12 protein-coding genes, 2 rRNA genes and 1 pseudogene are annotated in these 14,961 nt (G+C 74.1%); 11 read left to right on the top strand and 4 right to left on the bottom strand.

Annotated elements, in window-relative coordinates:
• From RM844_RS26755 to RM844_RS33770, 4 genes and pseudogenes are all read left to right on the top strand, one after another.
• Positions 1–105 (top strand): 23S ribosomal RNA (locus RM844_RS26755); the annotation flags it as partial.
• Between the two features lie 103 nt (positions 106–208).
• Positions 209–325, top strand: a 5S ribosomal RNA gene (gene rrf / locus RM844_RS26750).
• A 557-nt stretch (positions 326–882) separates the two neighbouring features.
• Positions 883–1,440: pseudogene (locus RM844_RS33775) on the top strand (DEAD/DEAH box helicase); the annotation flags it as partial.
• Between the two features lie 126 nt (positions 1,441–1,566).
• Complete coding sequence (locus RM844_RS33770) at positions 1,567–2,268, top strand: hypothetical protein (protein WP_311669970.1); 702 nt, start codon at positions 1,567–1,569, stop codon at positions 2,266–2,268.
• Here the strand turns inward: RM844_RS33770 and RM844_RS26735 are convergent.
• From RM844_RS26735 to RM844_RS26725, 3 genes are read right to left on the bottom strand one after another with little or no spacing between them, the layout of a single operon-like run.
• Positions 2,250–4,058 (bottom strand): IucA/IucC family protein, encoded by a 1,809-nt coding sequence (locus RM844_RS26735; RefSeq protein WP_311669965.1) that lies wholly within the window; start codon positions 4,056–4,058, stop codon positions 2,250–2,252. The two genes, RM844_RS33770 and RM844_RS26735, sit on opposite strands and share 19 nt — an antisense overlap.
• Positions 4,055–4,639, bottom strand: a complete 585-nt coding sequence (locus RM844_RS26730; protein ID WP_311669969.1) for a GNAT family N-acetyltransferase — start codon at positions 4,637–4,639, stop codon at positions 4,055–4,057. Before RM844_RS26730 ends, RM844_RS26735 begins: the two co-directional genes overlap by 4 nt.
• 44 nt (positions 4,640–4,683) lie before the next feature.
• Positions 4,684–5,994, bottom strand: coding sequence for a DUF1015 domain-containing protein (locus RM844_RS26725; RefSeq protein WP_311669964.1), 1,311 nt, complete (start codon positions 5,992–5,994; stop codon positions 4,684–4,686).
• Positions 5,995–6,037: 43 nt separating this feature from the next.
• On the opposite strand from RM844_RS26725, the gene RM844_RS26720 reads away from it, so the two are divergent.
• From RM844_RS26720 to RM844_RS26695, 6 genes are all read left to right on the top strand, one after another.
• On the top strand, positions 6,038–7,090 hold the full coding sequence (locus tag RM844_RS26720) for an HAD hydrolase-like protein (protein ID WP_311669963.1): 1,053 nt from the start codon (positions 6,038–6,040) through the stop codon (positions 7,088–7,090).
• Between the two features lie 348 nt (positions 7,091–7,438).
• Positions 7,439–7,759: a hypothetical protein gene (locus tag RM844_RS26715; protein ID WP_311669962.1), complete on the top strand. Its 321-nt coding sequence runs from the start codon at positions 7,439–7,441 to the stop codon at positions 7,757–7,759.
• 8 nt (positions 7,760–7,767) lie between these two features.
• Entirely contained in the window at positions 7,768–8,589 is an 822-nt protein-coding gene (locus RM844_RS26710) for a TlyA family RNA methyltransferase (protein ID WP_311669961.1), read from the top strand.
• A complete protein-coding gene (locus RM844_RS26705; protein WP_311669960.1) occupies positions 8,586–9,500 on the top strand; it encodes an NAD kinase in 915 nt (304 codons plus the stop codon). The genes RM844_RS26710 and RM844_RS26705 overlap by 4 nt, the downstream gene beginning before the upstream one ends.
• Positions 9,501–9,541: 41 nt before the next feature.
• Positions 9,542–11,329, top strand: coding sequence for a DNA repair protein RecN (gene recN, locus RM844_RS26700; protein WP_311669959.1), 1,788 nt, complete (start codon positions 9,542–9,544; stop codon positions 11,327–11,329).
• A gap of 226 nt (positions 11,330–11,555) precedes the next feature.
• The gene (locus RM844_RS26695) at positions 11,556–12,692 is read left to right on the top strand and encodes a glycosyltransferase family 4 protein (protein ID WP_311669958.1); all 1,137 of its coding nucleotides are present in this window, start codon (positions 11,556–11,558) and stop codon (positions 12,690–12,692) included.
• Between the two features lie 96 nt (positions 12,693–12,788).
• Here the strand turns inward: RM844_RS26695 and RM844_RS26690 are convergent, their stop codons facing one another.
• Entirely contained in the window at positions 12,789–13,811 is a 1,023-nt protein-coding gene (locus RM844_RS26690) for a LacI family DNA-binding transcriptional regulator (RefSeq protein WP_394814600.1), read from the bottom strand.
• Positions 13,812–14,002: 191 nt separating this feature from the next.
• On the opposite strand from RM844_RS26690, the gene RM844_RS26685 reads away from it, so the two are divergent.
• Complete coding sequence (locus RM844_RS26685) at positions 14,003–14,938, top strand: glycoside hydrolase family 16 protein (RefSeq protein ID WP_311669956.1); 936 nt, start codon at positions 14,003–14,005, stop codon at positions 14,936–14,938.
• Positions 14,939–14,961: the final 23 nt, after the last annotated feature.

Genomic DNA, 14,961 nt, shown 5'->3' with positions numbered 1-14,961 from the left:
TTGATGGGGTAAGGCTCCCTGTAGACCACAGGGTTGATAGGCCGGAGATGGAAGCCTAGTAATGGGTGGAGTTGACCGGTACTAATAGGCCGAGGGCTTGTCCATAGATGCTCGCGTCCACTGTGAATTCAAATGAATTTCAATCACCATACTTGTTGTGCCTTCTAACTGAACAGTGCGCTTGTTCGTTGGAGCACTTCACTAGTGTTTCGGTGGTCATGGCGGAGAGGAAACGCCCGGTTACATTCCGAACCCGGAAGCTAAGCTCTTCAGCGCCGATGGTACTGCATGGGGGACCGTGTGGGAGAGTAGGACGCCGCCGAACAATCATTGATGGGACCTCTGGTTCCCCAGCGTACTGGCTGGGGGCCAGAGGTCCTTTTTTGTTGTCCGTAGAGTTAGCAGCAGTAATGCAGTGGTTTGGGAAAGGTAGGGGTCACGGCGATGTCTGACTCTTCCGACGACCGTTCCTCGGAAAGGCCGGATCGCGATTCGCGCGGGCGCGGCGATACCGGTGGACGTCGTGACGACCGTTCACGTTCGGGATTCCGGCGTGATGACGACCGATCCGGGCCGAGGCACGGCACGGGCGGGCGCGGTGGTGGGTTCCGGCGCGATGACCGTCCCGCGCGGGATGACCGGTCGGGTGGTGGCTTCCGTCGGGACGACCGTCCCCGGCGGGATGACCGCGACGGTGGGTTCCGTAGGGACGATCGGCCGAGGCGTGACGACCGGCCCGGTGGCGGCTTCCGCCGCGACGACAGGCCCGGCGGCTACCGCAGGGACGACGGCCCGAGGCGGGATGACCGTCCCCAGCGGAATGACCGGGACGGTGGTTTCCGGCGTGACGACCGGGGCCGGGACGGTGGGTTCCGTAGGGACGATCGGCCGAGGCGTGACGATCGGTCCGGTGGTGGGTTCCGCCGTGATGACCGTCCCGCGCGGGATGACCGGTCGGGTGGTGGCTTCCGTCGGGACGACCGCCCTCGGCGGGACGACCGCGACGGTGGGTTCCGTAGGGACGATCGGCCGAGGCGGGACGACCGGCCCGGTGGCGGCTTCCGCCGCGACGACAGGGCCGGCGGCTACCGGCGTGATGACCGGCCCGTGCGCGACGATCGTGGTGGTGGCTTCCGCCGTGACGATCAGGGGCGCGATGGTGGGTTCCGTAGGGATGATTGGCCGAGGCGTGACGATCGGTCCGGTGGTGGGTTCCGCCGTGATGACCGTCCCGCGCGGGATGACCGGTCGGGTGGTGGCTTCCGTCGGGACGACCGTCCCCGGCGGGATGACCGCGACGGTGGGTTCCGTAGGGACGATCGGCCGAGGCGTGACGACCGGCCGAGGCGCGATGACCGGTCCGGTGGTGGCTTCCGCAGGGATGATCGTCCCCGGCGCGACGACCGGCCCGGTGGCGGCTTCCGCCGCGACGACCGGCCCGGCGGCTACCGGCGTGATGACCGGGACCGGGACCGGGACCGGGGCCGTGGGCCGCGGCGCGATGACCGCGGTGGCGGGTTCCGGCGGGACGACCGGGACCGGTCGGATCGGCCGGCCCATCGGCGGTTGCCGATTCCGGACGATGTGACGGGCCAGGAGATCGACCGTTCGGTGCGGCAGGAGCTGATGAGCCTGCCCAAGACGCTCGCCGAGGACGTCGCCAAGAACCTGGTGATGGTGGCGAAGTTGTTGGACGAGGATCCGGAGCGGGCCTACGCGTACTCCAGGACCGCGCTGCGGCTGGCCTCGCGGGTCGGCGCGGTGCGGGAGGCGGCCGGGTTCGCCGCCTACGGGGTCGCCAAGTACGGCGAGGCGCTGAACGACTTCCGGGCGGCCAAGCGGATGACCGGCAGCACGCACCTGTGGCCGATCATGGCCGACTGCGAGCGCGGCATCGGCCGGCCGGAGCGGGCGCTGGCGATGGCCGGCGAGCCCGAGGTGAAGCAGCTGGACCGGGCCGGCCAGGTCGAGATGCGACTGGTGGCCGCCGGGGCCAGGCGTGACCTCGGGCAGCCGGAGGCCGCCGTGGTGACGCTCCAGAGTTCGGAGCTGGGCTCCACGGCGGTGCACCCGTGGACCGCGCGGCTGCGCTACGCCTACGCCGACGCGCTGTTGGCCGTCGGCCGGGAGTCGGAGGCGCGGGACTGGTTCGCCAAGGCCCTCGAAGCGGACCAGGGCGGGACCACCAACGCCTCCGACCGGCTGGCGGAGTTGGACGGCATCGAGTTCGTCGACGCGCTGGACCCGGATCAGGCGGACGAGGACTGACCCCGCGGGCGGTGGGCGGCCAGCGGATTGTCGAGCGTGCCGACCAGATGGGACTCGTCCTCGTCTGGGTCGTCCAGGTTGACCATCTGCTGGTTGTTCCGCAGCTGGAGGCGGTTGAGGCAGACCCGGTGGAAGCCCTCGGCGAAGAGGTCGTACCGCTGGAACTTCTCGGCCAGTTCGGGGACCGAGCGCTGGTAGTCGGTGACGGCCTCGGCCACCGTCCGCCAGAACGTCTCCTCGTCCAGCAGGTCGTCGTTGACCATGATGGCGCTGAGGAAGCGGAAGACGCAGTCGAAGACGTCGGTGAAGACCGTCAGCGGCCAGATGTCCTCGCGGGGCGCCGGGAAGCGGATGCGCTGAACGTCCTCGGGGAGTTCGGCGGTCTCGTTGAGGACGGCTATCTCCTCGGCGAGGTCCTTCATCAGGATGCGTTCGGGGACGCCGTTCTCCAGGACCAGGATCACGTTCTCGCCGTGCGGCATGAACATCAGGTCGTGGGCGTAGGCGCAGTGGACCAGCGGGACCAGGTAGGCGTCGACGTAGCGGCGTAGCCACTGTGCCGGGGGCAGGCCGGACTCCTCGATGAGGCCGCCGACGAGGGAGGGGCCCTCCGGGTCGGCGTGCAGCAGGGACGCCATGGTGGCCAGGCGCTGGCCGGGGCGGAGCTGGGGCAGCGGGCTCTCGCGCCACAGGGCGGCGAGCATCTTGAGGTAGGAGGAGTTCTTCTTGGCGGCGGCCTCGAAGTAGGGGTGGTGGTAGCCGATCGCGGCGCGTTCCCTGATGATGCCGAAGCCGTAGCGGGCCAGCGTCTTGTCGCCGTCGACCAGGTCGGCCAGCCAGTCGTTGATGGCGGGGGTGACCCGCATGTAGCGGGCGGAGAGGCCGCGGACGAAGCCCATGTTGAGGACCGAGATGGCGGTCTTCACATAGTGCTTCTCCTGGTGGTCGAGGTTGAAGAAGGTGCGGATCGACTGCTGGGCGCGGTACCGGTCCTGGCTGGTGCCCAGGTAGACCAGCCGGCGTTGGGCGACCTCGGCGGCGAAGGTGACGGAGATCTTGTGTCGCCACTGCCACGGGTGGGCGGGGAGCAGGTAGTAGTCGTCGAGGTCGAGGCCGCGTTCGGTCATCCGGGCGGCGAGGGTGGCGCGTTCCTCGGCGGACAGCTCGCCGGCGATCAGCTGCTCGTAGTCCAGGTCGGCGGCGGCGGTGAAGGTCGCGTGGTCGCGGTGGGCGGCCAGCCAGACGAGGTGCAGCGGGGCGCCGGCCTCGGGGGCGTAGGCGTGGAACTCGGTGGAGGTGAAGCCGAGTCGGCCGTTGTTGGCGACGAAGCAGGGGTGGCCCTCGAACATCCCGGCCTCGATGGTCTGGAAGTCCTGGCGGGCCAGCGCGGCCGGGTCGTGCTGGCGGTGGGTCAGCCGGTAGGCGGAGCTGGCCAGGGTGGAGGTGATCTCCTCAAGGTAGACGGGGAGGATGTCGTCGCTGATGCCGAGCGAGGTGCGGAACTCCAGGATCAGGTCCAGGGCGTCCAGCGGAAGGGACTCGTCGCCGCGTTGCCGGGTGATGGTGGCCGGGTCGATCAGCAGGTGGTCCAGCTTGAGGGGGCGGGCGGCGAACCGGTAGGTGACGGTGTCGTCGTCGCTGCGCACCGCGTAGTGGCCGTCGGGCCGAAGCTCGGGGGTGAGCAGCCGTTCGTGGGAGAACTCGGCGAGGGCCTTGCGGACGAGCAGCCGGTTGGCCCGCGCCCAGGGCTCGGCCGCGAGGTGGGCGACGGGGTCGTGGGGGAGGGTCATCGGGCTGCTCCGGGGAGTCGCTGGCTGGTGGTGGCGAGGTACTGGTCGCGGGTGCAGAAGCTCAGCAGGCCCGTCTTGTCGGGGAGTCGCACGTCCCCGTGGGGGACGAAGCCGACCGCCTCGTTGAGGCGGTGCACGGCGTGGTTGCCGGTGTCGGGTTCGACGACCACGCGGTGGGTGGCGGGGTCGGCGAAGAGCAGCTCCATCACGGTGTCGATCACGGCGAGGGTGAAGCCGCGCAGCGGGGTGTCGGTCGGGGCGACCAGGAAGTGCATGCCGACGTCGCCTTCGCGGACCTGGTAGGTCTCGCCGACCGGGTCCCGTGCCGGGTCGTAGCGTTCGACGAGGAAGGCCGGTTCGCCCCGGTGGTGGCCGAGGTAGGCGGCGCGCGCCGGGTCGGCGTCGATGGTCTCGTACTCCTGCCGCACGTCCTCGACGCTGGCCTCGGTCATCATCCAGTAGACGGCCTTGGGATGGGTGAGCCAGCGGTGCAACAGGGGGGTGTCGACGCTGGGTTCGACCGGCCAGAGGGTGAACTCGCCCAGCTGCGGGTGGTGTCGGGTGTACGGGTGGCCGCGCATGGAACTCCAAGTCACTGTGGGGACTGGAGGGAGGTTAGCCTGCCCTAAGTTGGCTCGGCAATCGTGCCTGGCGTCTCGTCGGCGAGGTCGCGCAGCACGAGTCCGCTGGCCGGTTTGGGGCCGAAGGAGGTGGATTTCTGTGGCATCAGCACGCCGGCCTCGGCGAGGGAGCGCACCGTCTCCTCGGCGACCGGGCGGAGCAACACGGCGCTGCCGCCCAGCGTTTCGGCCTGCTGGAGGGCGCTGGGCGCGTCGTGCAGGTAGCGGACGGTGTGGCTGCCCGGGTCCTCGGGGCGGGGGCGCCAGAGGGCGTCGAGCAGCGTGGCGTGCAGCACCGTGGCGTCCAACTCCCGCCAGCGGGCTGGCCGGTCGCGCGGGACGGTGCGGGCCAGCAGGTCGGGCGCCGGGCGGTCGATGAGGTGGTGGGTGGTCCTGCCGGAGGCGTCGGGGCCGGCCAACAGGAAGGCGTTGCCGGGGGTGTTGGCCAGCTGGTCGAGGGCGGGTGCCAGCGGTCCCGGCACCGGCCGGGCGCGGAAGGCGCCGGCCAGTCGGGCGAGCGCGGCGGCCGGCGGCAGCCAGGGCAGCACCCGGTGGATGGCCTGCACCCGCAGCGGGTAGCGGGCCGTGTCCACGAGCAGCACCAGGGTGCGGTCCCAGGGGGCTTGGCCTCCGTGTTCGCGGCAGAGTCGCAGGGCGGTGGCCCACCGGTGGTGGCCGTCCGCGATCAGCGCCCGGTGCTGCGCCAACTCGGTGTTGATGGCGGCCTGTTCCGCCGGGTCGTGGAGTGGCCAGACGCGGTGCTCGATGCCGCCGGCGGTGGTGGCGGCGAGCAACGGACGGCCCCGGGTGGCGCGTTCGACGGCGGTGGCGGCCGGTCCCGCCGGCCGGCCGCGGTAGGAGAGCAGCAGGGGTTCGAGGTTGGCCCCGGTGCTGCGGGTCAGCGCGGTGCGTTCCTCGACGACCTGGGCCAGCACGTCCTCGTGGGGCAGCACCACCCCGGCCTCGGGTGGGGACAGCGCGAGGCTGCCGAGCAGGCCGCGTTGCAGGACGCCGGTGTCGCCTGGTCGGCCGGCGAGGCGCTGTTCGTAGACGTAGAGGCCGGGCCGCGGGTCGGCGGTGAGCACGCCGGAGGCGCGCCAGTGCCGGAGGCGGGCGCCGGCGGCGGCGTGGTCGGCGCCCTGCGGCAGGATGAGCCGGACCACGTTGTGCGGCTCGGCGCCTTCGAGGCGGTGCAGGCCGTCGGGTTTGACGACCACGTCGTAGGGGGGTGAGGTGACGGCGGCCAGGTCGCGCACGCGCTGGGGTTGGTAGCGCACGGCGTGGAACGGGGCGAGGGTGAGGCCCGCTACATGCATCCTGGCATCGTAAGCCCGAAGCGGGTGCGCGATCATCGGCGTGATGGCTCACTCAACGAACGATCCCAGGACGCGCCCGGCCGGTTCTCCGGAGCCGCTGCACCGGGCCTACGACACCGCGCTGCTCGATCTGGACGGGGTGGTCTACGCGGGCGGGGCCGCCGTGCCGCACGCGGTCGCCTCGTTGGCGACGGCGCGGGCGGCGGGCATGCGGCTCGCCTACGTCACCAACAACGCCGCCCGTACGCCGCGGACGGTGGCCGGGCACCTCACCGAGCTGGGGGTGCCGGCCGAGCCGGCCGAGGTGGTGACCTCGGCGCAGGCGGTGGCTCGGCTGATCGCCGAGCGGGTGCCGGCCGGGGCGCGGGTGCTGTGTGCCGGCGGGGAGGGGCTGCGGGTGGCGTTGACCGAGCGTGGCCTGACCCCGGTGGACTCGGCCGACGACGACCCGGCGGCGGTGGTGCAGGGCTACGGCGGGCCGGAGCTGCCGTGGGGGGTGCTCACCGAGGCGGCGCTCGCCGTCAACCGGGGGGTGCCGTGGTTCGCCTCCAACACGGATCTGACCATTCCCAGCGGCCGGGGCATCGCGCCGGGCAACGGCGCCGCCGTCGAGGTGGTGCGGATCGCCAGCGGGCACACCAGGGAGCCGGTGGTGGCGGGGAAGCCGCAGCCGCCGATGCACCGGGAGACGGTGCTGCGCACCGGGGCGCGGCGGCCGTTGGTGGTGGGGGACCGGCTGGACACGGACATCGAGGGGGCCTGGGCGGGTGGCGTGGACTCGCTGCTGGTCTTCACCGGGGTGACCGACCCGGCGCTGCTGTTGGCGGCCGAGCCGCGGCACCGGCCGACCTATCTCGCGGCCGACCTGCGCGGGCTGCTGGTTCCGCACCCGGAGGTGACCGTGGAGGGGGAAGGTTTCGGCTGCGGCGGCTGGTGGGCGTCCGCGGCCGGCGGCCGGCCGGTGGTGCGGCCGGCCGAGGGGGGCGATCCGCTGGACGGCCTGCGGGCGTTGTGCGCGGCCGTGTGGTCGGCGGGGCCGGCCGGGTCGGCCGACCGGGCGGCGCTGGCGCCGGCGTTGGCCGCGCTGGGGTGGTGACGGCCGGTCGGTGGGCCGGGTGTGCGGCGGCGCCGCGTGGCTGGCGGGGGGCGACCCGGTAGCGTCGGGGGCATGTGTCCCGCGCATCCACGAGAGTCGGCCGCGGTGCCTGCGGCGCCCCCAGCGACCGCGGCGCCGGCGGCGCCCAGTCCGCCGCGCCGCGCCGGCGGCGCGGCGGCTGACGGGTCCGCGCCGTCCGCTGGGACCGCGGCGCCGGGCGTCGGGTCCCCCGCGCCGGGGGAGCACCCGGAGCGGGCCGGGGTCGTGGCGCCCACCGCCGAGACGTCGGGGACTTCGGGGACCGCGGCGTCCGCTGGGACTGCCGCGTCCGAAGACCAGGCGGCGACCGTGGCGCCCGGTGCCGTGGACTCGGGGGACGAGGCCGGCGCGGGGCCGGCGTCCCCGGGACCTCCTGGGGGCGCGGTGGCCGCGCCGCCGGCCGAAGAGGCGGACGGGCCGCGGCCGTTGGGGGTCGGGACGCGGCCCACCGGGCACGGCCCGGTGGACGCCGCGCTGGCCCGGCTGCCCGACGTGGACCAACTCGGTGTCGGCGGTCATCTGGCGGTGTACGAGGATGTGCACGACGGCCTGCGGCGGACGCTGGCCGCCCTCGACCAGCCCGCCGGTCCGCCCACCCCAGGGGCGGGCCCTCACCCCACCAGGAGCTGAACGCCCCCGTGGCAGCGACACAGCGCCGGCTCAGCCGGCTTGACGCGGAGCTGGTGCGCCGCAAGCTGGCTCGGTCCCGCGACCACGCGCGCGGCCTCATCGAGGCCGGGCGGGTCACGGTCAACGGCAACCCGGCCAGCAAGCCCGCCACCCAGGTGGCCACCAGCGCCGCGCTGGTCGTCCGGGAGGACGCGCGGGACCCGGACTACGTCTCCCGTGGCGGCCACAAACTGGCCGGCGCGCTGGCCGCGTTCACGCCGCTCGGGCTGCGGGTGGCGGGGCGGCTGGCGCTGGACGCCGGGGCGTCCACCGGCGGCTTCACCGACGTGCTGCTGCGGGCCGGCGCGGCCGGGGTGATCGCGGTGGACGTCGGCTACGGCCAGCTCGCCTGGTCGCTCCAGGCCGATGACCGGGTCATCGTCAAGGACCGGACCAACGTGCGGGAGTTGACGCTCGACCAGATCGGTGGCCGGCCGGTGGACGTGGTGGTGGGCGATCTGTCGTTCATCCCGCTGGGGCTGGTGCTGCCGGCGTTGCTGGCCTGCGCGGCGCCGGACGCGGACCTGGTGTTGATGGTCAAGCCCCAGTTCGAGGTGGGGCGGGAGCGGCTGGGCAGCGGTGGGGTGGTGCGGTCGGCGCGGCTGCGCGAGGAGGCGGTGCTCGCGGTCGGGCGGCGCGCCGCCGAGCTGGGGCTCGGCACGCTGGGCGTGACCGCGAGCCCGCTGCCGGGCCCGTCCGGCAATGTTGAATACTTCCTTTGGCTGCGCGCCGGGGCTCCCGAGGTGGACCCGGCACAGGTGCACCATGCCGTGACGGAGGGCCCACAGTGACCAGCGAAGCCAGCCAGCGCACCGTGTTCCTGCTCACCCACACGGGGCGGCCGGCCGCGGTGCGCAGCGCCGAACGGGTGGTGGCCGGGCTGTTGGCGCACGGCATCGGGGTGCGGGTGCTGGCGGACGAGGCGGCCGACCTGTCGCTGCCGGACGAGGTGGAGCGGGTCGCCCGGGCCGAGCGCGAGGGGCCGGCGCTGGACGGCTGCGAGCTGCTGGTGGTGCTGGGCGGCGACGGCACGCTGCTGCGCGGCGCCGAGTTCTCCCGCGCCTCCGGGGTGCCGATGCTCGGCGTCAACCTGGGCCGGGTGGGGTTCCTCGCCGAGGCGGAGCGGGACGACCTGGAGCACCTGGTGGACCGGGTGGTGGCCCGCCGGTACGAGGTCGAGGAGCGGATGACGCTGGACGTCACGGTACTGGCGGACGGCGAGCTGCGGCACACCGACTGGGCGCTCAACGAGGCGGCCGTCGAGAAGGCGGCCAGGGAACGCCTCCTTGAGCTGGTGATCGAGGTGGACGGCCGACCGGTGTCCGGTTTCGGCGGGGACGGGGTGGTCTGTGCCACTCCCACGGGGTCGACGGCCTACGCGTTCTCGGCGGGTGGGCCGGTGGTCTGGCCGGAGGTGGAGGCGCTGTTGATGGTGCCGATCTCGGCGCACGCCCTGTTCGCCAAGCCGCTGGTCACCGCGCCGGACTCGATACTGGCCGTGGAGGTGGGCCAGCACACCGGGACGGGGGTGCTGTGGTGTGACGGGCGGCGCAGCGTGGATCTGCCGGCGGGGGCCAGGATCGAGGTGCGGCGCGGTGCCGTGCCGGTGCGGTTGGCGCGGTTGCACCGGGCGCCGTTCACCGACCGGTTGGTGGCGAAGTTCGCGCTGCCGGTCGCCGGCTGGCGTGGGGCTCCGCACTGATGTTCGGGCCCCGTCGTCGCCACGGGCCCGGTTAACCTCGTATGGTCGTATCCGTGTTGGAGGAAATGCGGATCAAGAGCCTGGGCGTGATCGATGACGCCGTGGTCGAGCTGTCCTCCGGCTTCACCGCTGTGACGGGTGAGACCGGAGCGGGCAAGACCATGGTGGTCACCAGCCTCGGGCTGCTGCTCGGTGGCCGGGCCGACGCTGGCTACGTACGCGTCGGCGCCCCGGCCGCCGTGGTCGAGGGCCGGCTGGCGCTGGCGGCGGACGCCCCGGCGGCGCTCCGGGCCGCGGAGGCCGGCGCCGAACTCGACGACGGGGCGCTGCTGGTCAGCCGCACCGTCTCCGCCGAGGGCCGCTCCCGGGCCCACGTCGGGGGGAGATCCGTGCCCAACGGGCTGCTCGCCGAGATCGGTGAGGAGCTGGTCGCGGTGCACGGCCAGACCGACCAGCAGGGGCTGCTGCGCCCGGCCCGGCAGCGGGAGGCGCTGGACCGGTACGCGGGGGACGCCGTCGCCCGGCCGCTCGCCGCCTACCAGGAGACCTACCGGCGGCTGCGCGAGGTCGCCGGTCAGCTGGCCGAGATCACCACCCGGGCGAGGGAACGCGCCCAGGAGGCCGACCTGCTGCGGTTCGGCCTGGACGAGATCGCCGCCGTCGAGCCGCGGCCGGGCGAGGACGCCGAGCTGGCGGCCGAGGCCGAGCGGCTCGGCCACGTCGAGGCCCTCGCCTCGGCCGCGGCCCAGGCGCACGGCGCGCTGACCGGCGATCCGGCCGACCCGGAGGGGATGGACGCCGTCACCCTGGTCGCCGGCGCCCACCGGGCGCTGGAGGGGGTCAGGCAACACGACCGGGCGCTCGCCGAGTTGGCCGACCGGCTGGGCGAGGTCGGCATCCTGCTGGGTGACGCGGCCGGTGAGTTGGCCGGCTACGCGGACGGCCTGGAGGCCGACCCGCGCCGGCTGGCGGCCGTCGAGGAGCGCCGCTCGGTGCTGGCCGGACTGGTCCGCAAGTACGGCGACGGCTCGCCGGACGGCGCCGGTGCCGTGCTGGCCTGGGCCGAGCGGGGCGCCGCCCGGCTCGCCGAGCTGGACGGCGACGACGAGCGGATCGACGAGCTGACCGCGGAACGTGACGGCCTGCGCCGCGAGTTGACCGAGTTGGCGCTCGCCCTGAGCGAGGCGCGCGGCCAGGCCGCCAAGCGGTTCGCCGACGCCGTCACCGAGGAGCTGACCCAGCTGGCCATGCCGCACGCCCAGGTGGGCGTCGCGGTGCGGCAGACCGAGGGCGGCGCCGCGGACGCGGCCGACGACCTGATCGAACTGCACGGCCGGCCGGTGCACTTCGGGCCGCACGGCGCCGACGAGGTGGAGCTGTTGCTGGCCCCGCACCCCGGCGCCCCGCCCCGGCCGATCGCCAAGGGCGCGTCCGGCGGCGAGCTGTCCCGGGTGATGCTCGCCGTCGAGGTGGTCTTCGCCGAGGCCGCGCCGGTGCCCACCTACCTCTTCGACGAGGTGGACGCCGGCGTCGGCGGCAAGGCCGCCGTCGAGGTCGGCCGGCGGCTGGCCAGGCTGGCCGACGCCGCCCAGGTGGTGGTCGTCACCCACCTGCCGCAGGTCGCCGCCTTCGCCGACCGGCACCTGGTGGTGGAGAAGACCAACGACGGCACGGTCACCAGCTCGGGCGTGCGCTCGGTGCACGGCGAGGGGCGGGTGCGGGAGCTGTCCCGGATGCTCGCCGGGCAGGAGGACTCCGAGCTGGCGCGGGCGCACGCCGAGGAGCTGTTGGCGACCGCCGCGGCGCAACTGCGCGAGCGGGGGCGCTGACCGGCGGGCCGGCCCGCCACGCCGGCCGGCCCGTTCCTAGCCCGTGCGGGTGGCCGGTGCTACCGCGATCCGGTGCGGGCTGGCATCCTAAAGCCCGTTGCCACTCCCCGCGAACGCGAGATCGCTGTGCGCGACGACGTAGGCTGGGGTGTCGGCGGCCGGCCGCCGGCGGCAGCGACCAGGCCGAGCGGCGTGGTCAGCGCACTCCAGCGAACGAGAGGTGGCCGTGAGCAGCACGCCCCAACCGCCGCGCCGAGGCGCGCCGTTGCACGTGGTGCAGCTCCTGGGCAGTGGCAGCGTCGGGACCGGCAGCCATGTCCGTTCGCTCTCCGCCGGGTTGGCCGCCAGGGGGCTCGCGGTCACGGTCGGCGCGGCCGGTTCGGCGGAGCGCCGCTACGGCTTCGCCGCCGCCGGCGCCCGCTTCGTGCCGCTGCCCAGCGGGGCGACGTTGGCCGCCGTCCGGCTGCTGCGGATGGCCTGCGCCGACGCCGACCTGGTGCACGCGCACGGCATACGCGCCGGGATGCTGGCCACGTTGGCCCTGCGCGGCCGTTCCGTGCCGCTGGTGGTGACCTGGCACGCGCGCTCGACGCAGGTCGGCCCCGCCGCCCAACTGCGGGCGATCACCGAACGGTTGGTGGCCCGGGCCGCCACGGTGGTGCTCGGCGCGACCTCCGACCTGGTGCATCGGGCGCGCCAGCGGGGCGCGCGCGACGCGCGGCTCGCGCCGGTCGCACTCACCTCCGCGCGCCGCTCCCCACACGCCGACCGGATGGCCGAGGCGCACCGGGCCAAGCTCCGCGCGGACCTCGGCGCGCTGGACCGCCCGCTGCTGGTCGCCGCCACCCGCCCGAGCCATGACCCGGGCCGGGACCCGGGCCTGGACCTGCTGCTCAACGCCAGCCGCTACTGGCGGGACCGGCTGCCGCAGCCGCTGCTGGCGCTCGCCGGTGGCGGGCAGGACCGCGCGCTGCTCAGCCGGATCGAGCGGCAGCGCCTCCCGGTGCGGCTGCTGGCGCCCGGCGAGGCGCCCGCCGAGCTGCTGCCCATCGCCGACCTGGCGCTGCTCGCCGCCCGCTGGGCCGGCCGCCCGCCGCTGGTCGACGAGGCGCTGCGGCGTGGCGTGCCGCTGGTCGCGACCGCCGTCGGCGGCATCCCCGAAGTGGTGGGCGACGCCGGGGTGTTGGTGCCCTACGGCAAGCCGGCCGCGCTGGGCGCCGCGGTCAACGCGCTGCTGGACGACCCGGACCGGCGGGCCGCCCTGGCGATCGCCGGCCCCACCCAGGCGCGCACCTGGCCGACCGAGGACACCACGGTGGCACAGGTGTTGAGCGTCTACGACGAGCTGACCGCCGTTCGCTAGGGGAGGCTGACCGGTACGGCCCGCCAGGCCGCTCCGCGACCCACCCGCGCCCGAGGCGCCGCCGGCTGAGGTGTGCGACCGCCGGGGCGGGCCGGCTCAGGCCGAGGCGCGGACCACCAGCTCGGTCGGGATGATCACCGAAGCGGGCGGACTTTCCGGCGCGTTGAGGCTGCGCAGCAGCAGCGACGCCATGATCTCGCCCATCCGCGCGATGTCCTGCCGGACGGTGGTCAGCGGCGGATCGGCCCAGGCGGCCGGCTCCAGGTCGTCGTAGCCGACCACCGCGACGTCCGCCGGCACCGACAGGCCGTGCGCCCGCAGCGCCCGCAGCGCGCCGGTGGCCATCAGGTCGTTGCCGGCGAAGACGGCGTCCGGGGCGGGGGAGTGGGCCAGCAGTCTGGCCATCGCCGCGGCGCCGCCGTCCACCGTGAAGTCGCCGTGCGCGTGCAGCGCGGGCTCCGGCTCGGTGACGCCCAACGCGTCGCAGTAGCCGGCGAGTCGGTCCACCGCCGAGGTCTGGTCCAGCGGGCCGGTGATCACCGCTATCCGGCGGCGGCCGGTGTCCAGCAGATGGCCGACCGCCTGCCGGGCGCCGTCCCGGTTGTCGGTGTCCACATAGACCAGCGAGGCGTCCCGCTCCCACTCCGGCCACCAGGGCCGGCCGCCGAAGACCGTGGGCAGCCCGGAGGCCGCGGCGATGCCGCGCAGCGGGTCGTTGGCGTGCAGCGAGAACATCAGCGTGCCGTCCACGTGGCCGCCGGCCAGATAGCGCCCCACCCGCTGGTAGTCCGCCTCGTCCTCCACCAGCAGCAACAGCAGTTGCAGGTCGTTGGCGGACAACTCGCGGCTGATCCCGCGCAGTTGGCGGGCGAAGAACGGGTCGGCGAAGACCCGGGTCTCCGGCTCGGCGATCACCACGGCCACCGCGCCGGTCCGCCGGGTCACCAGGCTGCGGGCCGCGCTGTTGGGCACGTAACCCAGCTCGGCCACCGAGCGCTTGACCTTCTCCCGCAACTCCGGACGCACCCCAGGGGTGCCGTTGACGACCCGGGACACGGTGGCCCGGGAGACCCCGGCGTGCGCCGCCACGGCCTCCAGGGTGGGGTGGGGAGCGGGCACCTTCACATCCTCTTGTCTCGTACGGCCCCTTGACGGTACAGGCGACCGGCGGCACTGTGCAGAGGCACGGCATGAGAGCGCTCTCACACCGGCCGGAACGCGCGGTGCGGGCGTTCACTCGCTCCGGAGAAGTACCGAACAGCCAAGCCCTACACGGCACTTCCATCCCCCACACGGAAGAGTGAAATGTCATGAGCAGAATCCCTACCGGCCGGCGTGGGACGCTGGCCGCCCTGGCCGCGGTGGGCGCCACCTTGGTGGCGCTGGCCACCGGCGCGCCCGCCAGCGCCGGCCAGGCCAGCCCGGAGGCCGGCCCGCAGCCGCTGGTCGAGGTCTTCCGGGCCGACTTCGACGGCCCGGCCGGCAGCCCGCCCGGCGCCGACTGGATCATCGACACCGGCACCGGCTACCCGGGTGGGCCGCCCAACTGGGGCACCGGCGAGCGTCAGACCTACACCGACCGGCCGGAGAACCTCAGCCTGGACGGCGCCGGCCACCTGAAGATCACCGCGCTGCGCGACGGCGACACCTGGACCTCCGGCCGGATCGAGACCCAGCGCAGCGACTTCGCGGCCCCCGACGGCGGGACGCTGCGCATCGAGGCCAGCCTCCAACTCCCCAACGTCTCGGGCGAGGCGGCGCTCGGCTACTGGCCGGCGTTCTGGACGCTGGGCGCCGAGTTCCGCGGTGACTACTGGAACTGGCCGGGCATCGGCGAGTTCGACATCATGGAGAACGTCAACGGCCTCGGCCAGGTCTGGGGCGTGCTGCACTGCGGGGTGAACCCGGGCGGCCCCTGCAACGAGACCCAGGGCCTGGGCGCCTCCACCCCCTGCGACTCCTGCGGCACCGGCTTCCACACCTACGCCATCGAGCTGGACCGCACCGGGGAGACCGAGTACCTGCGCTGGTACCTCGACGGCACGCAGTACCACCAGGTCAGCTCCGCCGACATGGACGCCGCCACCTGGGCGGCGGCCACCGATCACGGCCACTTCGTGCTGCTGAACCTGGCCATGGGCGGCGCCTTCCCGGACGGGGTCGCCGGGCACGCCACCCCCACGGCGGCCACCCAACCGGGCCACTCCTACCTGATCGACTACGTCTCCGTGCAGCAGACCGGCTGACCGGCCGGGCGCGGTGACCGGCC

It is taken from the genome of Streptomyces chisholmiae, from assembly GCF_031845445.1.
GTDB lineage: Bacteria > Actinomycetota > Actinomycetes > Streptomycetales > Streptomycetaceae > Streptomyces > Streptomyces chisholmiae.
Note: the sequence above shows the minus strand (reverse complement) of the source record. Positions and strands in the feature narration are given on the sequence as shown.

Excerpts from the sequence above, each read along its gene's own strand:
- RM844_RS26685 (WP_311669956.1), top strand. The coding sequence starts at position 14,003 with ATGAGCAGAATCCCTACCGGCCGGCGTGGGACGCTGGCCGCCCTGGCC.
- RM844_RS26725 (WP_311669964.1), bottom strand. The coding sequence starts at position 5,994 with ATGCATGTAGCGGGCCTCACCCTCGCCCCGTTCCACGCCGTGCGCTAC.
- RM844_RS26735 (WP_311669965.1), bottom strand. The coding sequence starts at position 4,058 with ATGACCCTCCCCCACGACCCCGTCGCCCACCTCGCGGCCGAGCCCTGG.
- RM844_RS26730 (WP_311669969.1), bottom strand. The coding sequence starts at position 4,639 with ATGCGCGGCCACCCGTACACCCGACACCACCCGCAGCTGGGCGAGTTC.
- recN (WP_311669959.1), top strand. The coding sequence starts at position 9,542 with ATGGTCGTATCCGTGTTGGAGGAAATGCGGATCAAGAGCCTGGGCGTG.
- RM844_RS26720 (WP_311669963.1), top strand. The coding sequence starts at position 6,038 with ATGGCTCACTCAACGAACGATCCCAGGACGCGCCCGGCCGGTTCTCCG.